At 71.1% G+C, this 22,190-nt stretch carries 25 protein-coding genes; 17 read left to right on the forward strand and 8 right to left on the reverse strand.

All coding sequences use genetic code 11. From position 1 onward, the window contains the following. Positions 1 to 5 precede the first annotated feature (5 nt). Positions 6 to 959 carry a DUF5954 family protein gene (locus ACLQ29_RS30065; RefSeq protein WP_425774786.1) on the reverse strand — a complete coding sequence of 318 codons (954 nt, stop codon included), beginning with the start codon at positions 957 to 959 and terminating at the stop codon, positions 6 to 8. A 287-nt stretch (positions 960 to 1,246) separates the two neighbouring features. Further along, complete coding sequence (locus ACLQ29_RS30070) at positions 1,247 to 1,471, reverse strand: hypothetical protein (protein ID WP_425774787.1); 225 nt, start codon at positions 1,469 to 1,471, stop codon at positions 1,247 to 1,249. Between the two features lie 114 nt (positions 1,472 to 1,585). On the opposite strand from ACLQ29_RS30070, the gene ACLQ29_RS30075 reads away from it, so the two are divergent. Next, entirely contained in the window at positions 1,586 to 2,053 is a 468-nt protein-coding gene (locus ACLQ29_RS30075) for a hypothetical protein (protein ID WP_425774788.1), read from the forward strand. 301 nt (positions 2,054 to 2,354) lie between these two features. Here ACLQ29_RS30075 and ACLQ29_RS30080 read toward each other — a convergent pair whose 3' ends face one another. Beyond that, positions 2,355 to 3,065 (reverse strand): hypothetical protein, encoded by a 711-nt coding sequence (locus ACLQ29_RS30080; RefSeq protein WP_425774789.1) that lies wholly within the window; start codon positions 3,063 to 3,065, stop codon positions 2,355 to 2,357. A 239-nt stretch (positions 3,066 to 3,304) separates the two neighbouring features. Beyond that, complete coding sequence (locus ACLQ29_RS30085) at positions 3,305 to 3,940, reverse strand: hypothetical protein (protein WP_425774790.1); 636 nt, start codon at positions 3,938 to 3,940, stop codon at positions 3,305 to 3,307. 308 nt (positions 3,941 to 4,248) lie between these two features. On the opposite strand from ACLQ29_RS30085, the gene ACLQ29_RS30090 reads away from it, so the two are divergent. From ACLQ29_RS30090 to ACLQ29_RS30105, 4 genes are read left to right on the forward strand one after another with little or no spacing between them, the layout of a single operon-like run. Next, the gene (locus ACLQ29_RS30090; protein WP_425774791.1) at positions 4,249 to 5,388 is read left to right on the forward strand and encodes a sensor histidine kinase; all 1,140 of its coding nucleotides are present in this window, start codon (positions 4,249 to 4,251) and stop codon (positions 5,386 to 5,388) included. Beyond that, on the forward strand, positions 5,385 to 6,053 hold the full coding sequence (locus ACLQ29_RS30095; RefSeq protein ID WP_425774792.1) for a response regulator: 669 nt from the start codon (positions 5,385 to 5,387) through the stop codon (positions 6,051 to 6,053). The genes ACLQ29_RS30090 and ACLQ29_RS30095 overlap by 4 nt, the downstream gene beginning before the upstream one ends. A gap of 57 nt (positions 6,054 to 6,110) precedes the next feature. After that, entirely contained in the window at positions 6,111 to 7,013 is a 903-nt protein-coding gene (locus ACLQ29_RS30100) for an ABC transporter ATP-binding protein (RefSeq protein ID WP_425774793.1), read from the forward strand. Between the two features lie 17 nt (positions 7,014 to 7,030). Then, positions 7,031 to 7,762 carry an ABC transporter permease gene (locus ACLQ29_RS30105; protein WP_425774794.1) on the forward strand — a complete coding sequence of 244 codons (732 nt, stop codon included), beginning with the start codon at positions 7,031 to 7,033 and terminating at the stop codon, positions 7,760 to 7,762. A gap of 83 nt (positions 7,763 to 7,845) precedes the next feature. Here ACLQ29_RS30105 and ACLQ29_RS30110 read toward each other — a convergent pair whose 3' ends face one another. Together ACLQ29_RS30110 and zwf are read right to left on the reverse strand one after the other, a co-directional pair. After that, the gene (locus ACLQ29_RS30110) at positions 7,846 to 8,319 is read right to left on the reverse strand and encodes a hypothetical protein (RefSeq protein ID WP_425774833.1); all 474 of its coding nucleotides are present in this window, start codon (positions 8,317 to 8,319) and stop codon (positions 7,846 to 7,848) included. A gap of 245 nt (positions 8,320 to 8,564) precedes the next feature. Further along, positions 8,565 to 10,058, reverse strand: coding sequence for a glucose-6-phosphate dehydrogenase (zwf, locus tag ACLQ29_RS30115; RefSeq protein WP_425774795.1), 1,494 nt, complete (start codon positions 10,056 to 10,058; stop codon positions 8,565 to 8,567). 354 nt (positions 10,059 to 10,412) lie between these two features. Here zwf and ACLQ29_RS30120 point away from each other — a divergent pair, with 354 nt between their 5' ends. The 3 genes from ACLQ29_RS30120 to ACLQ29_RS30130 all read left to right on the forward strand — a co-directional run bounded on the left by ACLQ29_RS30120 (position 10,413) and on the right by ACLQ29_RS30130 (position 12,171). After that, positions 10,413 to 10,754, forward strand: coding sequence for a hypothetical protein (locus ACLQ29_RS30120; RefSeq protein ID WP_425774796.1), 342 nt, complete (start codon positions 10,413 to 10,415; stop codon positions 10,752 to 10,754). A gap of 119 nt (positions 10,755 to 10,873) precedes the next feature. Beyond that, positions 10,874 to 11,464, forward strand: a complete 591-nt coding sequence (locus ACLQ29_RS30125) for a LysE family translocator (protein ID WP_425774834.1) — start codon at positions 10,874 to 10,876, stop codon at positions 11,462 to 11,464. A gap of 44 nt (positions 11,465 to 11,508) precedes the next feature. Beyond that, on the forward strand, positions 11,509 to 12,171 hold the full coding sequence (locus tag ACLQ29_RS30130) for an HAD family hydrolase (RefSeq protein ID WP_425774797.1): 663 nt from the start codon (positions 11,509 to 11,511) through the stop codon (positions 12,169 to 12,171). Here the strand turns inward: ACLQ29_RS30130 and ACLQ29_RS30135 are convergent, their stop codons facing one another. Beyond that, on the reverse strand, positions 12,172 to 12,408 hold the full coding sequence (locus tag ACLQ29_RS30135; RefSeq protein WP_425774798.1) for a hypothetical protein: 237 nt from the start codon (positions 12,406 to 12,408) through the stop codon (positions 12,172 to 12,174). A 39-nt stretch (positions 12,409 to 12,447) separates the two neighbouring features. Further along, positions 12,448 to 13,092, reverse strand: a complete 645-nt coding sequence (locus tag ACLQ29_RS30140; protein ID WP_425774799.1) for an NAD(P)-dependent oxidoreductase — start codon at positions 13,090 to 13,092, stop codon at positions 12,448 to 12,450. 66 nt (positions 13,093 to 13,158) lie between these two features. On the opposite strand from ACLQ29_RS30140, the gene ACLQ29_RS30145 reads away from it, so the two are divergent. From ACLQ29_RS30145 to ACLQ29_RS30185, 9 genes are all read left to right on the forward strand, one after another. Beyond that, the gene (locus ACLQ29_RS30145; protein WP_425774800.1) at positions 13,159 to 13,686 is read left to right on the forward strand and encodes a MarR family winged helix-turn-helix transcriptional regulator; all 528 of its coding nucleotides are present in this window, start codon (positions 13,159 to 13,161) and stop codon (positions 13,684 to 13,686) included. Positions 13,687 to 13,888: 202 nt separating this feature from the next. Beyond that, complete coding sequence (locus ACLQ29_RS30150) at positions 13,889 to 15,103, forward strand: S8 family peptidase (RefSeq protein WP_425774801.1); 1,215 nt, start codon at positions 13,889 to 13,891, stop codon at positions 15,101 to 15,103. A 19-nt stretch (positions 15,104 to 15,122) separates the two neighbouring features. After that, the gene (locus ACLQ29_RS30155; RefSeq protein ID WP_425774802.1) at positions 15,123 to 15,710 is read left to right on the forward strand and encodes an RNA polymerase sigma factor; all 588 of its coding nucleotides are present in this window, start codon (positions 15,123 to 15,125) and stop codon (positions 15,708 to 15,710) included. Next, positions 15,707 to 16,195, forward strand: coding sequence for a hypothetical protein (locus ACLQ29_RS30160; protein WP_425755635.1), 489 nt, complete (start codon positions 15,707 to 15,709; stop codon positions 16,193 to 16,195). The genes ACLQ29_RS30155 and ACLQ29_RS30160 overlap by 4 nt, the downstream gene beginning before the upstream one ends. 1 nt (position 16,196) lies before the next feature. Beyond that, positions 16,197 to 18,728: a CHAT domain-containing protein gene (locus ACLQ29_RS30165; RefSeq protein ID WP_425774803.1), complete on the forward strand. Its 2,532-nt coding sequence runs from the start codon at positions 16,197 to 16,199 to the stop codon at positions 18,726 to 18,728. 65 nt (positions 18,729 to 18,793) lie between these two features. Beyond that, complete coding sequence (locus ACLQ29_RS30170) at positions 18,794 to 19,747, forward strand: hypothetical protein (protein WP_425774804.1); 954 nt, start codon at positions 18,794 to 18,796, stop codon at positions 19,745 to 19,747. A gap of 130 nt (positions 19,748 to 19,877) precedes the next feature. Beyond that, entirely contained in the window at positions 19,878 to 20,108 is a 231-nt protein-coding gene (locus ACLQ29_RS30175; protein WP_425774805.1) for a hypothetical protein, read from the forward strand. 94 nt (positions 20,109 to 20,202) lie between these two features. After that, positions 20,203 to 21,387, forward strand: coding sequence for a radical SAM protein (locus ACLQ29_RS30180; protein WP_425774806.1), 1,185 nt, complete (start codon positions 20,203 to 20,205; stop codon positions 21,385 to 21,387). Positions 21,388 to 21,493: 106 nt separating this feature from the next. Continuing rightward, positions 21,494 to 22,057 carry an RICIN domain-containing protein gene (locus tag ACLQ29_RS30185; RefSeq protein WP_425774807.1) on the forward strand — a complete coding sequence of 188 codons (564 nt, stop codon included), beginning with the start codon at positions 21,494 to 21,496 and terminating at the stop codon, positions 22,055 to 22,057. The last annotated feature ends 133 nt before the right edge of the window (positions 22,058 to 22,190 follow it).

Consider the following 22,190-nt stretch of genomic DNA (forward strand, 5'->3'; position numbering starts at 1 on the left):
CCTTCTTAGCGCTGGCGGTCCGCGCCCGGTGGCTGGTCTGGGTCGGGGTCCGACGGGCGGGGCATTTCCGGGCCGCTGGCGCCCATGCGCAGCAGGGTTTCGATGCGGGTGACCCGGAAGTGGCGCCCGAGCACGGTGACGTCGTCGACGGGTTTGGTATCGAGGGTGTCGGCGGTTTGTTGGTAGGCGGCGGTCTGGTCGTCGGTCAGCCTCAGGAGGCGCGGTTCCATGTGGCGCAGGCCGAAGGCGATCTCGTCGCGGGCCAGCTGCGGTGTGGCCACCGCACGACTGTAGGGCCGCCACGACCCACCGACGGATTCGGCGGCGGCGTGGCGGGTCGGCAGGATGACCCCGACCGGGTGGGAGGCGACGGCGGCGACGCTGTCGGCGTAGACGTTGGCGGGCACCTGGGCGCGGGGGTAGTGCGCGGTCGTCAGCTCCACCCGCAGCCTCGCCTCACTCAGGCCGGTCGCCGCGTCCGGGTCGATGACGATCTCTGGGGCGAGGAAGCTGTCGTTGTCCTCGGCGTCGCGGGGGTCGAGGTCGGTGGGTCGGGGCGGTTCCGGCCCGTCCGGGCCGAACCGCGCGAACGTGTCCACCCGCACGATGCGGTGTACGCGGCCGGTGATCACCACCTCATCTACCTTCTCCCGGTCCAGGACGCCGAGCGCGGTGGTCAGCTCCGCAGCCAGCGGGGGGTCGGTGGTCTCGTCGAGCTGCTCCATCAGGTGGTGCGCGAGGTCGTCCCGCGCGGCCTGCGGCGTGTCCGACACGACCGCGTACACCTGCCACCGCCCGCCGTCTGCCTGCACCGCGTGGCCGAACAGCGGGGCACCGACGCGGATCTTCGGGTACGCCGCCGTTCGCCGTGCCGCGTCGTCCTCGGTGACCGCGCCGACCGGGTCGGTGGGCTGCTGCACCCGCAGGATTACCGGCGGCGGCATTTCGTCGGCACTCATGCCACGGATTGTGCGACGGCTCGATGGCCTGTGTCACGACGGCACGCCATCACCGCGGTGGCGTCATCGGTGACTGCCGACACCCAAGCGGGCTCTGACCTCCGTGGCGGCTTCTCGTGCGTGGGCGGCGGTGCCGTTCGTTACGGGTATCGGGAGGTGTGGCGGAACAGGCCGAGCCGGTCCAGTCCCACCAGGGTCAGCACAATTCCGGCCAGGAGCGCCAGCCACTGCTCGACCAGCGGATACAACGGTACGGCCCACCCCTGCGTGAATGTGACGTTGTCCGTTCAGGAGACCGGGGCCGGCCCGGAGAACCACGGGTTGATCCGGCGGCCGCCGATGTGTGGGCCACGGCTGGGCCAGGACGGCACGTCGACGGGCCGTTCGTCGCCGCTCACCGGGGTGATGGTGCAGGTGCGCGTGCCGCCGCGGACGGCGCTGGTGAGGTACGCCGGACCGGCGCCGTCCCAGGTGTGGCCAGTGCCGACGGCACCGGTGCGGGCGTAACCCACGAGAGCCAGGCACAGCGCTTACCCTGACCGTCCGCTAGCGTTCGGTGTGGGCCGGCCCGTCACGGCTGCGCCGGCTCACACCGCACATCGTGGACACGGCTCCCGGAGGTCTGCGTGGCGACCCTGCTGGGCAGCATTATCGCCACCCCCATGCCTGAGCGCTGCCTGATCACCATCATCGGTGCGGACTTCGACGTGTTCGGCCACCCCGAGACCACTGCCCGCCTCCTGTGCTGGGCCGGCACCGAGCAGATTCACCTGTTCAGCGAGATCAGCAGCGGCCACCGTGCCCACGTCGAAGTCGAAGCCTGGGACGGCCCCGCACCAGCGGAGACCGATGAATGGGAGGCCCACGGCCGCGCCGAACTGCGCTCCACCAGCGGCACGCTGTGCATCAGCGCCCTGGACGAGCGGCTGCTCACCCCACCCCTGCCGATCGGCAAACCCGGGCCGTACGCCGTGGATGTCCACGCCGCCGGCCGGCGTCGGCTGCGCACCCTCTACGGGCAGGACGCCTGGTACGCCGACGAGCCCTCGATCGGCGTCGAACGATTCCGGGTCCGCGTCTGGCCACAGCCTTAACCATCTCGCGCGGGTCCTCCCCAACGACGCGGAGAGGACCACAAGCCGCCTCTGCTCACCGGGGCTGCCCCGCATCGAGATCCGGCATGGATGCGGTCGCGCGGCAACGCGGCGCCGGCCGCCCGGGTAGGTCGATCCCGACAGATCACCTCGCACAGCAGCGGCGGCCACCACGTGCTCCGCCCGGCGGCGGCGTTGCGGATGCGATGCAGTGGACCGGTGATCGCACGATCGGCGTCAGCATCAGCGCTTGGCAGGAATCTGTTGCTGGGCAATCAGCACTGTGGCTGAGCCCTCTCCATCAGCACATCGTGGGCAGGACGTCGTCCCAGGTTGCCAGCTCGGCGACGAGTTCCTGCGTGGTGGCCTTCTCGCGCAGCTGGTTAGCCGCCTGCAGCAAGGCTCGCGTCAGCTTGGACCGCTGGACATCGGCGGGCCTGAGTTCGCGCCAGTTGATGGGCAGCGACCGCGCCGCCTCGCGGGTGAGCGGCAATACGTCGAGGCAGCGGCCGATCATGGCGTCGGGTGACGGGGGGCCGGGACGCGCGGGTAGGGCGTCGAAGGTTCTGCCGCCGGCGCAGCGCGCCGACAGCAGTGCCTGCTCGACGTCAGACCAGACACTGATGGCCTCTGCCTGGCTGAGGAGCCAGTCGTGCAACGCCGTGGCCTGCGGTGCCCGCTCGGGGTGCTCTCGGACGACCGTATGGATCGCTGCATGCGCCACCCGGAACCATTGTGCGCGGGGTTCTGGCTGCTGGGCGGCCAGCCATGCCGTCCAGGACCGCTCTGGCTCGGCGATGACGGCATAGACTTCGCGATGGACCGCGTTGAATTCGTACCGTGGCGATGGCGACCACAGAGGCAGCCAGTCAGACGAGGAGATTTTCGCGATGTGGCCGCGTGGCCATCCGGTGTCTTCCCCGTTCACCACTGCCCCCGCTCCGGACTCGCAGACGAGAAAGTAGTCGTCTGTATCGGCGATGACCACGGCAATCCGAGAACTGGTGCGCATCGGAGACATCACGAGCGTTGGCATCCGATGCCACGGCCAAGACCGATACACCTCGGCCCTCGACGGTGACTGACCCCTTCAACCGATGCCTCGAACCCGATCTGGGTCGATCCGGATGCCCGGCTGCGGCACTGCCGATCGTGCGTTCACCGTCGTGGTCGGCACAGCAGTGCGGGTGCTCGTCTGCCCGGTGACGCTAGCCCGAAGGTGCCCCACCCGGTGCTGTCAGTGTGCCACGATCAACTCCACCTGAAGCTGGCGAGTTGTTGTTTGAACTGCTTCAGAGTGAGGCCGTGGCCCGCTGGCGGTTCGAGCGACAGCGAGTAGGTGACCTGCCCGACCTCCCACCAGACCGTCCAAGAGCCCGCTGCGCCGTTGCCAGTGATGATGCCTTTTCCGGAACGGACCGGGACCGTGGCGATAGTGGCCGGCCGGTGTGCGCTAGTTGTGGGCAGCGCGTTGACGACAAGCATTGTGCCGCCGGCTTTGCTGTAGCGCTGAGACCAGCGTGCGTCGCGGGACGTCAGGTGTCCTCCGGTGGGATCCCACCGCTTGTCGGCAAGGAGGTCCGGCAGATCTCGCTCGTAGTACGTCGGATGCGGCCGGGGGGTGGCGGCGTCGCGCAGAACTTTGTCACCCAGGGGTTCTTGCAGCGACACGAAAACGCGCGCGGCGTCACCGGTGGCGGCGCATGCTTCTTCTTCTGCTCGCGCAATGCTCATGGTCACCGAAATGACCACCTCGGTGTCGTCCTGGTGGGTGATCGTCGCCTCCGGGCGAAGCTCGGGCTCTCCGCAGCTCGCGCTGTCGAGGGTGGTGGCCACGGTGATCGAGGTGTCGTCGCGAGCGACGATCACTGCGACCCATTGCAGCACAACGTGTCCATCCGGTGTCGAGCCTCGATCTCCATGCTGCGGTGCCGCTGACGCGGAGGGTGTCGCCTCTTGCGGAGGTTCGGCTACGGCGTCCCGGCGACCTGTTCCGCAGGCACCACAGAGCAGCGCGACGAGCACTGCTGCGGTGGTGCGCACAACCTTGCGCGAGCTCATGATCACCGCCGTAGCCTGCCACGATGGCCAAGCTCCCGCCGTCCTCACCTCATGGGGCGTTGGTCTGAGCCAACCCCGATCGGCAGGTAGCAGGCGTTACCCGGATCAGGCGCGGTGAGCCGTAGGCTGACCCAATGCGGTCCGGACGTGCCCTCGTCGGGCTCACCACGCTCCTGACCATCGTGTTCGCCGTGCCCGAGTGGCGGATCGTCGAGGAGTACCCGCTCCGCGCCATACCCCTGCTACTCGCCAACACCCTGCCGGTGCTGGCGATCCGATGGAACCCCGTCGCGATCGTGCTCGTCTTCGGTGTCACGTACCCGCTCTGGCTCCAAACGCCCATCGACGGAGGAGCGCACGAGGGTCATTTCCTCCAGTCGCTGCCGCTGCTGGTCGCCCTCTACGCCGCCGGCGCCTGGCGCCGACCGCTCTGGCAGCGGGCCATCGCCCTCATCACCCCGTTGTGGATGATGGCCGCGGTCATCGCCGGCCAGTGGCCGGTGAGCGTGACCGATCTGCTCTACGTCGCCGTGGTCTGCGGTGTGGTCTGGGCCCTCGGAGTCGCCATCGACGACCGGCAGCGCTACGCCGAGGACCTGGAGGTCAAGGCCGAGCAGTTGCGGGCGGCGCAGCAGGCGCTGGCCGAGCGCGCCATCGCCGACGAGCGGTCCCGGATCGCCCGCGAGCTGCACGACGTCATCGCCCACGCGATGAGTGTCATCACCGTGCAGGCCGGCGTCGGCGCGCACCTGGTCGCCGCCCGCCCGGCGCAGGCCGCCGAGGCGCTCACCATCATCGAGCGGACCGGTCGGGAAGCGCTGTCGGAGTTGCGCCGCATGCTGACCGTGCTGCGCGACCCGGCCCGAAACGACCAGATCGGTCCGGCCCCAGCACCGCAGCCGGGCCTCGCCGACGTGCCATCGCTGGTGGCAGCCGCAGGCGACGCCGGGGTCGCCGTCACCGTCGCGGCCTCCGGACCGCAGGTGCCGCTCCCACCCGGCCTCGACCTGGCCGCCTACCGGGTAGTCCAGGAGTCGCTCACCAACGTCATCAAGCACGCTCCGGGCGTACGGGCCCAGCTCACTATCAGCTACCAACCAGACCGGCTCACCGTGGAGGTCCAGGACCCGGGCGCGGCCGATCCGGCGTACATTCCTGGCCAGGGCCTGCGGGGGATGGCCGAGCGGGTCGCCCTCTACGACGGCGAGCTGTCGACCGCTGGCGGACCCGACGGGTTCCGGGTAACCGCGACCTTCCCACTGGAGGCGCCGTGATCCGAGTGCTGATCGCCGACGACCAGGCGCTGCTGCGGGCCGGGTTCCGGGCGCTACTCGACTCCGATCCACAGATCGAGGTGGTGGCCGAGGCCGAGGACGGGGAGCGCGCGGTGGCCGCCGCCGCCGTACACCGGCCCGACGTGGTGCTGATGGACATTCGGATGCCGAAGCTGGACGGGATAGCGGCGACCCGCCAGGTGCTGGCCGCCGCCGACCCGCCGCACGTGCTGATCCTGACGACCTACGACACCGACGAGAACGTCTTCGACGCGCTGGAGGCGGGGGCGGTCGGCTTCCTGGTGAAGGACACCCCGCCGGCGCAGTTGCTGGAGGCGGTCAGGTCGGCGGTGCGCGGCGGCGCGGTCATCTCGCCGTCGACGACCCGCCGCCTGGTCGACCATCTGGTCGCCGCTCGGCTGCGGCGGGACCGCCCCGCGCCGCCCGCGCTGGCGGCCCTCACCGGGCGGGAGCGGGAGGTGTTGGGACTCATCGCCCGCGGCTGCTCCAACCGGGAGATAGCCGGCCGGCTCCACATCGCCGAGCTGACCGCGAAGACCCACGTCTCCCGGGTCCTGACCAAGCTCGCGGTGGAGAGCCGGGTCCAGGCGGCCGTGGTCGCCTACGAGACGGGGCTGGTCCAGGCCGTACCTCCTTCGGAGTAGCCGCGAACGCCGCCTTTGGCGGACGTGCCAGGCTCGGCCCTCTCGTAGCGTCACCTCATGGACGTCGTGAGGGTCGAGAATCTCCGCAAGAGCTACGGGTGCGTGGTCGCCGTCGAGGACGTGTCGTTCAGCGTGCGGCGGGGCGAGATCTTCGGATTGCTCGGCCCGAACGGCGCGGGCAAGACCACCACCGTGGAGTGCCTGCAGGGTCTGCGGGGACGCGACGGGGGCCGGGTCGAGGTCCTGGGCCTCGACCCGGCCCGCGAGCCGGAACCGCTGCGCCGCCGGATCGGCTCGCAACTGCAGTCCTCCGCCCTGCCCGACCGGCTGCGGGTGGCCGAGGCGATCCGGCTCTTCACCCCGCCGGGGTCCGCCGGAGACGTCGAGGCGACGCTGGCGGCCTGGGACCTGGCCGCGTTGCGTCGCCGGCCGTTCGCCGCGCTCTCCGGCGGCCAACGGCAGCGGCTCTTCCTCGCCCTGGCGATGCTCGGCCAGCCGGAGGTCGTCTTCCTGGACGAGCTGACCACCGGGCTGGACCCGCAGGCGCGCCGCGCGACCTGGGACCTGGTCCGAGGGGTACGCGAGCGGGGGGCCACCGTCGTCCTCGTCACCCACCTCATGGAAGAGGCGCAGGCACTCTGCGACCGGGTGGCCATCGTGGACGGTGGTCGGGTCGTCGCGCTGGACCGCCCGGACACCCTGACCGCCCAGCAGGGCGGCCCGATCGCCATCACCTTCACCGCCGACGGCCAGGACGTCGGCTTCCTCGCCGGAATACCGGGCGTCAGCAACGTCAGCACCACCGGCGGTGTGGTCACCATCGCCGGGCTGGCCCGGGCCACGGTGCCGGTGGCGGCTGCCCTCGCCGAACGACGGCTGTTTCCCGACGACTTTCGGACTCACCATCCCACGCTCGAGGACGTCTTCCTCGCCACCACCGGTCGCCGGCTTCGCGACTGACCACGGAGGAGACCGCCATGACGGCCCGCATCGTCTGGACCGAGATCAAACTGCTCGGCCGGGAACCGATCACCCTGCTGATGGGCCTGGCGTTCCCCGCCCTCCTGCTGGTCCTGCTGGCCGGCTCGTTCGGCAACGAGCCCGATCCGGAGATGGGCGGCATCGGCGGCGTCGACTTCTACGTACCCGTGTACGCCGCCGCGGCGATCGCCGTGATGGGCTTCCTGGGCGTTCCCACCCACCTGGCCGCGTACCGCGAACGGGGAGTGTTGCGGCGGTTCCGCGCGGCCGGGGTCTCCGCCTGGCCGCTTGCGGGTGCACAGATCATCGTCACCGCGCTGATGGCGGCGGTCGCCGCCGCTCTCATGATCGCGATCGGATTCGGAGGCTACGACCTCAACGCGCCGTCCTCGACCCTCGGGGTGCTGGCCGGGTTCCTCGTCGGCACGCTGGCCTTCGCGGCGCTCGGCGTCCTGCTCGGGACGCTGCTACCGACCGCGCGGGCCGCCCAGGGTGTGGGACTCCTGCTCTTCTTCGGGCTCTTCTTCATCGCCGGTGGCGGGCCTCCGCCGTACCTGCTGCCCGACGCCCTCAACACCGCCGTCGACTTCACCCCGATGGGGCCGCTGATGGACGCGGTCAGCGACCCGTGGCACGGCGCCGGGTTCAACCCGACCGCCGTGGCGGTGTTGCTCGGCATGGCGGTGGTGGCCACGCTTCTCGCCGTCCGTCGGCTCGCCCGAACCTGAACCGCGGATCCCATCGTTTGCCCCATGATGAGGCGGGTCCTCCTCGTTCGACATCCCCGTGTAGGAGTGGCCGGCGGGCGGAGCTACTGGTGCCAGGCGGTCAGATACAGCGACTGTTCGGCGGCGTCGTCGGTCCATGCCTTGGTTTCGACGTTGTCCTCCTCGCGGCGGTGTGATCTGTACACCCGGTCTGCGGGCAGGGTCCAGCCGAACTCCGCCGCCCGCTTGTCTCTGGTGACCGTCAGTGGTGCGGCGGGCAGCGGCTCGGACGTGCTCAGCCGGTTCTCCTCGATGAACCGGCTGACGCAGTCCGGCGGTGCGGTGATCGTCAGATACAGATCCAGACTGCCCGCCCAGTAGCGCATCCGCCCGTCGGTGCACGCCGGCAGGGTGATGTCAAAGTCGGTGAAGACCTCGTCAGGCGTTTTGCTGAAGCTGCTGCCCGAGTACGCGCGGTCGTCGAACCGGGTGGTGTCTCGTAGCAGGACGCGCGTGCCCACGAGCCCGATCAGCACCACGACCACTACGGACACACAGCCGACGATCCACTTGCGCACGCTCGTCCCCGCTTCTGGTCTGCCCACGTTGATAGGGTGCTGCTCTGGTCCCGGACCGCGAATCCGCAGCCCAGCCATACTCGTAAGCTAGCCGACGAGGGCCATGGCTTCGGCGAGGCCCGGTCCCGGCCCGCGCGGCCGGCCATCGACTCCGATGACCGGCGCACGGAGAGGACCGCGCTGCGTTTTCCTGGTGAGACCAAGCGATCGGGCTCCGCAGCGCGGTCACACTCGCGGTGGCAGGGTCACGCGGAGTTGCGCCACTTGCGGCCGTTGCGGCCGATGAGCCGGTCGGCGTCGGTCGGGCCCCAGGAGGCGGCCTCGTAGGTGGGGATCGGCGAGTTGTCCTTCGCCCAGTTGTCGATGATCGGGTCGACGATCCGCCAGCACTGTTGCACCTCGTCGCTGCGGATGAACAGCGACGCGTCACCGATCAGCGCGTCCAGGAGCAGACGCTCGTACGCCTCCGGGGATTCCTCGACGAACGTCTGGTCGTAGGAGAACTCCATCGTCGCGGTGCGGACCCGGAAGGAGTGGCCCGGCACCTTGGCGCCGAAGCGCAGCGAGATGCCTTCGTTCGGCTGGATCCGCAGGATCAGCGCGTCAGCATCGAGGCCGGTGAGCTGGTCGGTCGGGATCGGCAGGTGCGGCGGCCGCTGGAACTGCAGTGCCACCTCGGTGAGCCGGGCCGGCAGGCGCTTGCCGGTGCGTACGTAGAACGGCACCCCGGCCCAGCGCCAGTTGTCCACGTTGAGCCGCATCGCGGCGTAGGTCTCGGTCCGCGACAGGGGATCGACTCCGGCCTCCTCGCGGTAGCCGGGCATCAGCTCCTCGCGGGTGCCGCCCCGGGTGTACTGTCCCCGGACCGCGGCCTCGGCGATGTCCCGGTCGGTGGGGAGCCGGATCGCCTGTAGCAGCTTCACCTTCTCGTTGCGCAGGCCCTCAGCCTCGAATGAGGCCGGTGGTTCCATCAGTGCCAGCGCGAGAACCTGGAGCACGTGGTTCTGCACGATGTCCCGCATCGCGCCGGCGTCCTCGTAGAAGCCACCGCGGCTGCCGACGCCGAGGGTCTCGGCGACGGTGATCTGCACGTGGTCGACCCAGGAGCGATCCCAGATGGGCTGGAAGATCGAGTTCGCGAAGCGCAGCGCCAGCACGTTCTGGACGGTGTCCTTGCCCAGGTAGTGATCGATACGAAAGACCTGGTGCTCGTCGAAGGCGCTGTGCACGACGCCGTCGAGCTCGCGGGCCGTGACCAGGTCGCGCCCGTACGGCTTCTCGATGACCAGGCGGGAGAAGGAGCCTTCGGCCGGCTGGTTGAGCCCGACACCGGCCAGTCCGTTGATCACCGGTTCGAAGGCCCCGGCCGGCGTGGACAGATAGAAGAGCCGGTTGCCGGACGTGCCCCGCTGTGCGTCCAGCTCGTCGAGGGTCTCCACGAGCTTCTTGTAGGTCTCCGGGTCGTCGTAGCCGCCGGACACGTACCGCACACCGCCCTGGAGTTGGCGCTTACTGGCGAGGGTGCGTTCGCCGAGGGCGCTCTCGGCGAACTGCTCGTCGGTCATCGACGTGCGCGCGACGCCGACCAGCGCGAACTGGTCCGGGAGCCGCTCGTGCCGAGCCAGGCTCTCGATTGCGGGCAGCAGCTTACGCCGGGTCAGGTCACCGGAGGCTCCGAAGATCACCAGCGTGGCCGGCGGGGCACTCCGCTCCTGGATGAGCTGAGATGCGTGGTCCATGGTCTGCGTTCCTCCGGGCACAAGGGGTGTGGGTTGGGGGATGCTGTGCTGTCAGGCCAGGAATTGTGCGGGCTTTGGCGGAAGTGTCCGGGGCCACCGCGGTGTGGCCCGTTGGTCATGGAGCTTCAGCGTCGCATGCCCGGCTGACGGGCAGGTGCCGGCCACCTCCAGGAGAACCTCGCGCTGTCGTGTGTCAGCCGGTCGAGCGCCAGGGATCGGCCCATGGTTGCCGGGGCGAGGCCATCGGCGAATCGAGTCACCAGGCGGCGTGTCACCGACGGGTCGATGAGCGCCTCTCCGCGCGACGGTCCCGACCGCGGCCGGCGGGTGTGCAGTCGCGCGTATCGTCGTCGCATGACGACGGACGAAGATCGGGACCGTCTTGCGGAGCAGCTCGTAGGGCTACCGGTCTACGAGCTGGTCGACGTCATGCGGCGGGTCCTGCCGCACTACACCGACGAGCGGTACGGCTGCCAGGAGAGGCTGATCCTGGCCACCTCGTATCGATGCGACGAAGCGCCGGACACAGTCCTCAGCCTGGTCGCGTGGCCGGACCGCGATTACTACGACGGCGGCCTCGGACCCGACCAGGGTTTGTGGGAGGGCGGCCCGTGCTCGACCTGCGAGATCGACGTGAGCTCGAACGCAAAGCGCGGGTACTGCCCGGCCTGCGACACCAGGTTGGGCATGACCTGACCTAACCCTTGGTGTGTGACACCGCGCGGCCCTGACCACGACAGCCGCCCACTAGGTTGAAAATCGTGACAGCTCTCAGCGCTCTGTGGTCGTTCGTCATCGTCGTGGGCCTGCTCACCATGACCCCCGGGATGGACACCGCCCTCATCCTGCGCACCGCAGCCCTCGGAGAAACCCGCCGTGCCTGGGGAGTCGTTCTCGGCATCCAAACCGGCACCCTGGCCTGGGGTGCGCTCACCTCCGCCGGTGTCACCGCGTTGCTGACGGCTTCCCAGTTGGCCTACGAGGTGCTGCGATGGGCTGGCGCCTGCTACCTGATCTGGATGGGGCTGAGCATGCTGTGGGGCACCCGCCACCGTCGACCAGACACAGCGAATCCACCGGTCGACGAACCCGCGACGGCCGGCAACGACTTCTACCCGGGGTGGCGTCGCGGCGCACTGACAAACCTGCTGAACCCGAAGATGGGCGTGTTCTACGTCGCGCTCCTGCCACAGTTCATTCCCGCCGGCGCTTCCCCGTTTGCCTTCGGTGTGTTGCTGGCCTGCGTGCATATCCTTCTGGGTACTGCCTGGTCGACCGTGCTGGTCGTCCTGGCACGTCGGCTGCGCACGGTGTTGCGACGTCCCGCGGCTCGCCGGCTGTTGGACCGCGTCACCGGGACGGTGATTACCGGATTCGGGATCCGGCTCGCAACCAATAGTCACTGACCTCGCCGAACCCCTCCGGCCGCGGCGACGACTACGCTGCGAACGTGATCAAGGGACTGCTGCTGGACTTCTACGGCACGGTGGTCGAGGACGACGACGCGATCATGCAGGCGATCGCTGACCAGGTAGCCGCGGGCGCCTCCACATCCGTCTCCGGGGGCGACGTCCTGGCTGCCTGGGCCCTGCAGTACGAGGCGGTCGCCGACGGCCCGCAGTTCCGGACCCTGCGACACTGCGCGATGCGCAGCCTGGCCACGGTCATGGCCGAGGTGGGCTGCGCCGGTGACGCGGCCACACTGTGCGCGGCGCAGTTCAGGTACTGGCAGTCGCCGCCGTTGCGTCCGGGTACCCGCGAGTTTCTCTCCCGGGTCACGGTGCCCGTCTGCGTGGTGTCCGACGTCGACCGCGCCGACCTGGACGCGGCGATGGCGCACCATGGCCTGGCCTTCGCCGCCGTCGTGACCAGCGAGGACGTCCGCGCCTACAAACCGGACCGGGCCATGTTCGCCCGAGCGCTCGCCGCCCTGGACCTGGGTGCGCACGAGGTGCTGCACGTGGGCGACTCGACGAGCGCCGACGTGCGCGGGGCGCACGCGGCCGGCATCCGGGCGGCGTGGATCAACCATCGCGGGCATACCCTGCCGGACGATACGCCCGTCGAATACGAGCTCACGGACCTGACCGGCCTTACCGACATCATCCGATAGTCACGGTCGGCATGCCCCGGATCCCCCGCCGCTCACCGGCGTTCGGATCAGCAGGACGCCGTACGCCACGATCCATACCAGCCCCAGGAGCCAACCGGCGAGGCCGAGGAGGGCGAGTGGGTTGACGCTGCCGACGCCGTACGGGCTGGTCGTCGCGGTGACGAAGAGAAGTGTGGCGGCGAGGAGGCCGGTGCCGGCGTGCCATCGGGCTATGGCACCGGTGTGGATGCCGGACATGGTCAACCCGAGGAGTGCGGTGGCCAGGAAGGCGGTCGGTCAGTACGCGATGCCGATCGCCCGGTGGATCGTGGCGGGGTCGCCTGCGGCGGCGAGCATGGCGTGGGCCGCGTCGGCCCGGGAGATCGTGTAGCCGCGGGCGACGTTGCCACCGATGACGGTGCGGTACCGGCCGGTCAGCGCCTTGTCCACGAGCTTCGGCGGCCGCACCACCGTCCACTGCGCCGGGCTGTTCGCCATCGCGTGCTCCATGGCACGCAGGTCCGCGTACAGATCCCTGAGCAGGGCACTGATGACCGGCAGAACGATGCGGCGGTTGAGGAAGCTGTCCCCGTCGGGTGTCGGGCCGACCGGGGCGGCGCTGACCGTGACGAGCCGGCGGACACCTTCGGCGTGCATCGCTCCCAGGATCGCGCGCGTGGCGGTGGAGGCGACCGGCCCGTCGTGGCGTCCGCGTGGGCCCACACCGGACAGGACCGCGTCACTGCCGCGTACCGCGGACCCCAACGCGTCGGCGTCGTCGAGCGTGGACACCGTCGTGACCTCCAGCGCCGGATGGCGCACGTCGAGGCGGACCGGGTCGCGGACGACCGCGGTCACGGTCAGACCGCGGTCGAGTGCCTGGCGTACGACGTGGCTGCCGATGCCGCCGGTAGCACCGAAGACGGTCACCTTCATCAGCATCTCCCAAGTATGGATCGCCAGTTACTGTTACCGTAACGGACAATAACGAGGACGTACAATGTTGGAGTGCTCGACGACGCCGCACCAGGCACCGACCGGCCGTTGGCCGGTCGGGCCAACTTCCTGCTGTCCCAACTCGGGTTCCACGTCGCGCAGACGTTCGCCGCGCGGCTGGCGCCGCTGGGCATCGCGCCGAACCACTTCGGGCTGCTCATGCACCTGGAGCGAAATGAGGGCACCACCCAGCAACAGCTCGCCGACGCGCTGGGCATCCACCGCAAGGTCATGGTCGGCCTGCTCGACGACCTCGAACACCGCGATCTGGTCGAACGTCGGCGGCACCCCCGCGACCGTCGTGCCCACGCCATCCACCTGACCGAAACCTCGCGCAAGCTGCTGCCTCGTGCTCGCTGGGTCGCCGACCAGCACGAGGGCGAGATCCTCACCCCGCTCGACGCCGGCGAACGCGCCCGGCTTGTCACTGTCCTGCAACGGCTCGCCGAGCACACGGGGAGCCCGGCCGGCGTCCACCCGGGTCTGCACCAGGCAGCCGCGCGACTTCGCCATCCGGACGACTCGTCGGGCGCCCGGTAGGGCCTCGACCGCGGGCGGACGTGGGCCCATCTGCGGTAGGGGAGCGGACGGACCCTCAGATACGCATCGAATGGTCATGGTCGATGCGCCGGGCGGGCCATTGGCGGCGGCAGCGGAACGTGCTCAACTGTGCTGGCGACCACCGACCCGCGCCGCGCGGGGGGCGGTCCTGAGTGAATCAGCCGTACTACCAGGAGGTCAGGTGTCCCGACCCCCTTACCGTCCTGACGTCGTGCTCGTGCCCGCGTGGGTGGCGGAGCGTCCGGAGACGGTCGAGCGGCTCAACGGGCTGCTGGCCGAGGCTGGTCTCGGCCGGCCGTTGTCCCCGCCGGCCGCCCCCGCGCCGCCCGCCGTCGAGCTGGTCGAACTGCCCGTCCAGGGTGACCCGGTGGCCGTGGCCCGGGCCAGCCGCCGGCTGGCCGGCCGACCCGACACCGACGTGCCGGAGTGCCTGCCCGACTACGAGTGCGTGGCCGCCACCGTGGAGGACGACGCCCGGTCGGAGGCACGTCTCTTCCCGTACTTCCGGGCCAGCGGCCGCAAGAGCGGACACGGCACCGTTGCCTGGCTCCCGGCCCCCGACCACGTGATGCTGCCGAAGCCCCCACGGCGCCCGGCCAGCCAGTTCCCGGCCGGGCGGCCCGTGGTGGCGCTGCTCGACACCGGGGTGCGGGAGCACGACTGGCTGGTGGAGACCGACGGCGAGCCGTACTGGGAGGAGGCGCGGGGATGGACGCCGCTGCGCGCCATTCCGGAGATCGCCGGCCAGGAGAGCCACGGCCAGGACAGCCACGGCGAGGAGAGCGACGAGACGGACTTCGGCAGTCACTGGGGGCACGGCACCTTCCTCGCCGGACTCCTCCGCCGTGCGGCGCCCGACGCGCGGATCCTCTCGGTGCGGGTGATGAGCGACGCGGGCCGGGTCAGCGACCTGAACGCGGCACACGCGCTGAACTGGCTGGCGGACCGGGTTCGCGACGGCCAGCGGATCGACGTCGTGCTGACCGCGTTCGGCCGCCCGGGTGTCGGCGAGGAAGCAGAGATGAAGCCGGTCCGGGCGGCGCTCAAACGCCTGGCGGACCAGGGCGTCGCGGTGGTCGCCTCGGCCGGGAACGGCGGTACGGACAGTCCAATCTATCCGGCTGCCTTCGCGGTTGATCCGGCGCTTACGGTGATCAGCGTCGGGGCCTGCGCCTCGCCGACCACCCGGGCGCCATACAGCAACCACGGGGTGTGGGTGCGCCAGTGGCACGAGGGCACCAACGCGGTGAGCCTCATGCCACTGACCACGGCACAGATCACCGGGCAGGGCGCGTACGCCTACTGGAGCGGCACGTCGTTCGCGGCGGCCCGGTACGCGGGCCGGCTCGCCCAGGAGCTGGCGCCAGCGCCGGCGTCCTCGCGGCTGCCGGACTGACGCGATGTCGAATGTGCCGGTGGACCGCGCGAGCGCGTCGCTCGACCGTGCGGCACGCCTCGGCGAGCGCCTCGATCGGGCCAGGGCGGGCGACCGGGACGCCCTCGACGAGGTGGTTCGGGAACTCAACCCGCTGCTGTGGCGCGTCGCCCGGGCACAGGGTCTCACCGCCGAGGAGGCCGCCGATGTCGTCCAGACGACCTGGCTGGAGCTGGTACGCGGACTGCACACCATCCGGTCCTCGAGCGCCCTCACCGCGTGGCTGGTGACCACCGCCCGCCGGGAATCCTGGCGGGTCCGTGGGCTCGCGCAGCGGCAGACACCGCACGACGCGGCGACGCTGGACTCCTCGCCCGACCCGGATCCCGGCCCCGCCGACCTGCTGCTGTCCGAGGAACGTGACCGGACGCTGTGGCGGCACGTCGCGCGGCTGCCGGAGCGGTGCCGGGCGCTGCTGCGGATCGTCGCGCACGTCGACCGCCCCGACTACACGGCGGTGGCCGAGGCGCTGGACATGCCCCGTGGCAGCATCGGGCCGACCCGTGGCCGGTGTCTGGCGAAGCTGCGGGAGATGCTGGCCGCCGACTCGACGTGGAGCCCGACATGACCGCCCCGCACTCCGCCGACCAGCCGCTCGACGGCCTGGACCAGGCGATCCTGGACCAGTTGGCAGCGGTGCTCACCCAGCTCGACCCGCCACCCCCCGACCTCGACGACCGGGTACGCCTGGTGCTGGCACTCGACGACGTCGACCGGGAGGTCGCCCGGCTGCGCGAAGAGCAGCTCGTCGGCGCGGTGCGTGGCACGCAACGGACCCGCACCCTGACCTTCGACGCGGAGAGCCGGACCGTGATGATCACGATCGTGGACCGGCCCGACGGCCTGGTCCGGATCGACGGCTGGCTCGCGCCCGGCGCCGCCGTACGGGTCGAGCTGCGGCACCCCGCGCCCGACCCGTCCCAGACGGTGGAGTCCGACGCGTCCGGCCGCTTCGTGCTGGACGGTGTGCCGCACGGCCTGGCGCAGGTGGTGGTGCACCCGGCACGGGGTGAGCACGCACCGCAGGTGGTCACGCCGGCCCTCGCCCTGTGACATGGACCAGGCCGCACTCGCTCGCCGGGCCACCCGCTGGCACGCGGCGGGCCTGGCGTCCAGCGACGCCGGCCAGCCGGGGCGGGCCGCCCGGGAACTGCGGGCGGGCCTGCGGCTGGCGAAGAGCCACCCCGGCCTGCGCGACATCCACGCCCGCCTGCTGATCAGCCTCGCCTGGGCCGAGTCCGAGCGGGGCCGGGTGGAGCTGGGCTTCCGGCTGCTGGACGAGGCCGAGGCACTCGTGGCTCCACCGCAGCGGCCGATCCTGCTCGGCCAGCGGGCCCTGCTGCTCAAACGCAGCGGCCGCAACGCGGAGGCGCTGCGCCAGTACGACGAGTCCATCGGCCTGTTGGGCGACCTGACACACCCGCCTGATCTGGTCAAGGCGCTCAACAACCGCAGCCTCGTGCACCTGGAGGCGGGCAACGTCCGGCTCGCCCGGGCCGACCTGCGGCGCTGCGCCGAGGTCGCCGCCCGGCACGGGCTCGGCCTGCACGTGGCCATGGCGCGGACGAACCTGGGTTGTCTCGACGTGATCGCCGGTGACCTGCCCGCCGCGCTGCGTGCCTTCGCCCAGTCCGACGCCGACTACCGGATGCTCGCGCCGGGCCGGCTCGCCAACCTGGCAGTGGAACGGGCCCGCGCGCTGGTCGCGGCCGGGCTCTACCGCGAGGCCGAACGGCAACTCGCCAGCGCGGTGGAGCGGGCGACGCGGCAGCAGCTCGGACACACCTATGCGGATGCTCTCCAGGTGCGCGCGGAGGCGGCCCTCCTCGCCGGCGAGCCGGTCGCTGCCGCGCACTGGGCCCGACGCGCCCGCGCCGCGTTCCTCGGCCGTACCAACGTCCGCCGTGCGGCCCTCGCTGCCCTGCTCGAGCTGCGCGCCGACCAGGCGGTCGGCGAGGTCGACCAGGCGACGGTGGCCCGGCGCGCCGGGGTGCTGGCCGGCCGGTTGGCCCGGCTCGGGCTGCCCGAGGACGCCCGAGTCGCCGGTATGGTCAAGGCCCGGGCGCTGGTGGCCGCGGGACGACCCCGCCGGGCGGCGGAGCTGATCGGGCGACAGCCCGGGCCACAGCGGAGCGATCGGCTCGACACGCGCCTGCTCTGGCACATGGCCCGCGCGGAGGTGGCGGCCTCGACCGACCGGTCGGCCGAAGCCCGGCGCAGTCTGCTGGCCGGAATGACCGCTCTGCACCGGCACCGCGCCCGGTTCGGCTGCGCCGACCTGCAGACCGGGGCCGCAGTGCACGGCCGCGACCTGGCCCGGGCGGGGCTCGCCGCGGCGTTGGCAGAGGGCTCCGCCAGCGCCGTCTACCGGTGGTCCGAGCGGGCCCGGGCGCAGGCGCTGCTGCTGCCGCCGGTGCGGCCGCCCGACGACCCGGTCGCCGCCGAGGCGCTGGAGGAGCTGCGCCAGCTACAGCACCGCGTCCGGCAGGCGGAACTCGCGGGCCACCCGACCCTGGCCTTCCACGGTCGGCTGGAGGCGCTCCAGCGGGTGATCCGGGAGCGCGCCTGGGCGACGCCGGGTCCCCGGGACGCGGCACCGCCGACGCCGGCGCCGCTGACCGCCGTGACGGCGCAGCTGGCCGGCGCGGCGCTCGTGGTGTACGTGGCCACCGGGGACGTCCTGCGCGCGCTCGTGGTCACCGACCGGGGGACCTCGGTGGTGGTGCTCGGCGACCGCGGCACGACCGAGGAGGCGGTACGACGGTTGCGCGCCGACCTGGACGCGCAGGCGGGCCGGGCCATGCCCGCCCGGCTGGCGGCGGTGGTCCACGCCACGACACGCCAGGACGCCGACCGAGTGGGCTCGATGGTGCTCGATCCAGTGCTGCCGCTGGTCGGCGACCGAGACCTCGTGGTGGTCCCGACCGGGCTGTTGCTGACCACGCCCTGGCACGCCCTGCCAGCGTGCGCGTCCCGGCCGGTCACGGTGGCGCCGTCGGTCGGGGTGTGGCTGGCCGCCCGGCGCCGCCTGAACGCCGGCCGGCCCGTCGCCGGGTCGGCCGCGGTGGCGGTGGTGGCGGGACCGGGAATCCCCCGCGGGGAGGCGGAGGCCCGGGCCGTGGCGTCGCTGCACCGCGGTGCCGTGGTGCTCACCGGGCCGGAGGCGACCCCGGCGGCGGCACTCGCGGCGATGGCCGGCGCCGACCTCGCCCATATCGCCGCGCACGGCCAGCACCAGACCGAGAACCCACTGTTCTCCACGCTGGAGCTGGCCGGCGGCCCGCTGATGGGCCATGACGTGCAGGAGCTGCGGACCGCGCCGCGTACCGTGGTCCTGTCCTGCTGCGACCTGGGCCTGACCGACGTGCGGCACGGCGACGAGGCGCTCGGCATGCCGACCGCCCTGCTCGCCGCCGGCACCGCCACGGTCGTCGCGAGCGTCGGCCGGGTCGCCGACGAGGCGGCCACGGAGATCATGGTGGCCTATCACCGGGCGGTCGTCGCGGGCCGGCCGCCGGCGGCGGCACTGGCGGAGGCCGTGCGCGACAACCAGCCCCCGAGCTTCGTCTGTTTCGGCGCCGGCTGAACCGACAGCACCAGAGTCGCGCCGACAGCAGGTATCCAGGACGCCGCCCGGCCCCCCATCCAGGCATGACTGACCACAATGTGAGGAAGCTCCCAGGCCGGGCGGGTCTCGCCGCCGGCCTCACCGTGCTCGCCCTGGCGTCCGGTCTCCTGACGGGATGCCGCACGAACGGCGGCGCGGCCGGCGGCGGTGCCGAGAACCGCCCCGGCACGGCCAACGGTCTCGCGAAGGTCGCCGGAGGCGGCTGCCCGGCGGCCGGCACCCGCAGCGGCGGACTACTACCGAAGCTGGACGAGAAAAGCTACACCTCGATCGAGAACCCCTGTCTGCCGCACGTCGACCTGGTGAGCGAGGTGACCCAACGGATCGTGCCCGGGCAGCGGCCCCGGGTCGGTCAGTTCCTCGACAACGTCGGCCGCTTTGCCGACCGGCTCGGGCAGGTCGACGACGCCGTCCAATGCGCCTACGAGACGGACCGGCTGGCGGTGCGGATCTACCAGAGCCGACGCGACTCGTGGGCGGTCGGCGTCGTCGCGGTCCTCCGTGGCCGCCTCGGCGCGGTCGCCGACACGACCGCCTGCTTCCTGATCAAGCAGATTCCGCTCTTGGACCTGGCCACCCGGGGCAATGGACCGGAGCAGGACAAGCCGGCGTACTGCTTCGACACCAGCCACCAACGACGCGACGGCGAGGACTACACAATCATGTGGATCGGCTCGTCGGCGAACACCTGCCGGGGCCTCCAGGACGGCCTGGTTCCCGGCGACGGCCGGCTTGTCGCGATGAAGGCCCAACCCAACGTGTCGATGCGCGCCGGCCCCTCGACGGGCGACCGGGTGCTGCGCAAGGTGCCCGACGGCACGCTGGGCCGGGTGACCTGCCACCGCACCGGGGAAGCCGTCAAGGGCGACGACGTGTGGGCCCGGACGACAGTCCTGGGCGACACCGGCTGGATCGCGGCGGCCCACCTGGACAGCGCTCTGCCGATCCGCGGCACCCGGTTGTGCCCGGACAACTGAGCCGCACCGTCCCCGCTGGCGGCATTCGGCCGGGGAAAACCCGACGGATCGGTATCTGCCGGCGACCCTCCCGCCACGTATCCAGGAGACCGGCCGGAAGTCGTTCCGGCCGGAGAGGGGAGCAGGACAGATGTGCGGTATTCAGATCGGTGCTGAAGAGCTGGAGAACATCCTCGTCAACCGGGGGCCGGACACCTCCGTTGAAGAGGCCCTCGCCTGCGGAGTCCAGGTCGGGGCGCCGGAGGTCAGCCGGATTCTCGCCAACCGCAGCTCCGCACAGCTCACGGACGCGGCCTGCGGGATCCAGATCGGCGCACCGGAGAACGCCACGCTGCAGCAGAAAGCCGGCCCGGAAGCCTAGCCAAGGTGCGTTACCGCGGGGCCCGTTGGCGGCTGCGACCGGCCTACGGGCCCCGCTGACCCGACACGCAGCACCATCGAGGGAAGGAAAAGTCATGATCGGCACCCGCCTGGACGACACCGACGCGCCGCGCCTGATCCGCAGCGAACACGGCTGGTGGTTCATCGGGAACCAGACCTGGACCCTGCTGCGCCCCGAGTGTGTGGGCCCCGACGGCAGGGTGGACGACGCCACCACTGGCATCCTGCGCCGCACCGGGGCGTTCCAGCCGCGTGTGCCGGCCTCGTTCTCGCTGACCGTGCTCACCACGACCACCTGCAACCTTGGCTGTGGCTACTGCTTCCAGAACACCGGGCTGGACAACACCGGGGGCGCACGCCCGCCGCGGATCCGGCGGGCCTGGCTGGACACCGACACCGTCGAGCGCATCATCACATTTGCCGGCGACCGGATGCGTCGGTGCGAGCTGGATCGCCTCTACCTGCTGCTGTTCGGGGGTGAACCGCTGCTCAACCCGCGTGGCTGCCTCACCCTGCTGGACCGAGCCCGCGAAATCGGACTCGACCAGAGCGCCATGACCACGAACGGCGTCCTGCTGAGCCCGAGGCTGGCCCGCGAGCTGTACGCGGCGGGTCTCAACGGCGTGCAGGTGACGTTCGACGGCAGCCGGGCCGACCATGACCAGATCCGGGTCAAGCGGTCCGGGGCGCCCACCTTCGACACCATCCTGCGCAACGTGGCCCGCGCGACCGAGGTCACCGGGCTCAACTGGAATCTGCGGGTGAACGTGTCGCACCACAACGTCGACCGGATCGCCGACCTCGTCGGGGAACTGGCCGCCGGCCTGAGCCCTGACCGGTGCACGGTGACGTTCGCCTGGGTCGGCGACGCGGGCTTCGGGTACCGCAACACCATGCGACACCTCGACGACGTCAGCGATGCGTTCGCGAGCTGGAGCATCGCGGCACTGGAAGCTGGCTTCCGGATGGTCCGGCCCAGCATGAGAACCACCTGCCACATCTGTTCGGCGCCCGGAGGTCGGTACGGCGCCGTGGTCAACGCCGACGGTCAACTCTTCAGCTGCTGGCAGTCGGCCGGAAAGCCCGGCTTCGAGGTGGGCAGCATCGACGAGGGGTACCTGGACGTGGCAAGCGTCCCGGACCGGTGGGTGCGCTGCGGTTACGAGTACGAACAACCGTCAACCGCGCTGGCCGACACCTTCCAGGACCGGGTGGACGGCCGGTTGCTGGACTACCTCTACACCAGCGGCCGCCTGTAATCCTGCCGACAGATGACGCCGATCAGCACGTCGAGGTCACGGACGTAGCTGGCGCTGGCTGGCCACCCCCTTGTCGATATCGTCAACTCCCTCTGGAAGGAACGGCATGAAGATCCTCCGCCGGACGTCAATGGTGCTCGCGGTGTGCATCGGACTCGTAGCCGCCAGCCTGGTGGCCGCCTCGCCAGCCAGCGCCGCCACCGAGTACTCATTCAGATCCGAGAGTTCCGCCACCAGCGAGCACCCCTTCGGCAGCCTGTGCATCGACGTGTCGTATGCCAGCACCGCCAACGGCACGGCCATCAAGCAGTGGCCCTGCGACGGCGGCGCGGCCCAGAGGTGGACGATGGTCTTCGAGGGAAGGTGGGGCGGCGTCGTCTACTACCAGCTTGTCAGCTCGCTCTGGTCGCCCGACGGCCCCAAGTGCCTCGACCTGCCCTGGGGCAACCCGGCTGCCGGTCAGACGCTCCAACTGTGGGACTGCCTGGGCGCCGCCCGGCAGCTCTGGTCCGTCACGCAGGTACCCGGCGTGAATGGCTACGCGCTGCGCAACCTCCAGACCGGGCAGTGCGCCGATGTCCCCTGGGGTGACCCCGTCGCGGGCAACGCCGTGTGGCAGTGGACCTGCAACAACACGCCCGCCCAGCAGTGGAACTTGCGCTCCTGGTAGACGGACCGCCGCCTGATCAACCGCTCGGTTGATCAGGCGGTGGGCGGGTGGCCTCGAAGGCTGCCGCGCCATGGCTGCTGTCGTCGGTGCGAGCCCTGTTCCTGACCCAACCGCCTCCGACTCGGATGCGGCC

It is taken from the genome of Micromonospora sp. DT228, from assembly GCF_049841595.1.
Taxonomy (GTDB): Bacteria; Actinomycetota; Actinomycetes; order Mycobacteriales; family Micromonosporaceae; genus Micromonospora.

Coding starts and splice junctions, on each gene's coding strand:
- ACLQ29_RS30135 (WP_425774798.1), bottom strand. CDS start 12,408: ATGTCCGGCATCCACACCGGTGCCATAGCCCGATGGCACGCCGGCACC.
- ACLQ29_RS30065 (WP_425774786.1), bottom strand. CDS start 959: ATGAGTGCCGACGAAATGCCGCCGCCGGTAATCCTGCGGGTGCAGCAG.
- ACLQ29_RS30160 (WP_425755635.1), top strand. CDS start 15,707: ATGACCGCCCCGCACTCCGCCGACCAGCCGCTCGACGGCCTGGACCAG.
- ACLQ29_RS30180 (WP_425774806.1), top strand. CDS start 20,203: ATGATCGGCACCCGCCTGGACGACACCGACGCGCCGCGCCTGATCCGC.
- ACLQ29_RS30105 (WP_425774794.1), top strand. CDS start 7,031: ATGACGGCCCGCATCGTCTGGACCGAGATCAAACTGCTCGGCCGGGAA.
- ACLQ29_RS30100 (WP_425774793.1), top strand. CDS start 6,111: ATGGACGTCGTGAGGGTCGAGAATCTCCGCAAGAGCTACGGGTGCGTG.
- ACLQ29_RS30175 (WP_425774805.1), top strand. CDS start 19,878: ATGTGCGGTATTCAGATCGGTGCTGAAGAGCTGGAGAACATCCTCGTC.
- ACLQ29_RS30080 (WP_425774789.1), bottom strand. CDS start 3,065: ATGCGCACCAGTTCTCGGATTGCCGTGGTCATCGCCGATACAGACGAC.
- ACLQ29_RS30165 (WP_425774803.1), top strand. CDS start 16,197: ATGGACCAGGCCGCACTCGCTCGCCGGGCCACCCGCTGGCACGCGGCG.
- ACLQ29_RS30170 (WP_425774804.1), top strand. CDS start 18,794: ATGACTGACCACAATGTGAGGAAGCTCCCAGGCCGGGCGGGTCTCGCC.
- zwf (WP_425774795.1), bottom strand. CDS start 10,058: ATGGACCACGCATCTCAGCTCATCCAGGAGCGGAGTGCCCCGCCGGCC.
- ACLQ29_RS30185 (WP_425774807.1), top strand. CDS start 21,494: ATGAAGATCCTCCGCCGGACGTCAATGGTGCTCGCGGTGTGCATCGGA.
- ACLQ29_RS30090 (WP_425774791.1), top strand. CDS start 4,249: ATGCGGTCCGGACGTGCCCTCGTCGGGCTCACCACGCTCCTGACCATC.
- ACLQ29_RS30120 (WP_425774796.1), top strand. CDS start 10,413: ATGACGACGGACGAAGATCGGGACCGTCTTGCGGAGCAGCTCGTAGGG.
- ACLQ29_RS30125 (WP_425774834.1), top strand. CDS start 10,874: ATGACCCCCGGGATGGACACCGCCCTCATCCTGCGCACCGCAGCCCTC.
- ACLQ29_RS30140 (WP_425774799.1), bottom strand. CDS start 13,092: ATGCTGATGAAGGTGACCGTCTTCGGTGCTACCGGCGGCATCGGCAGC.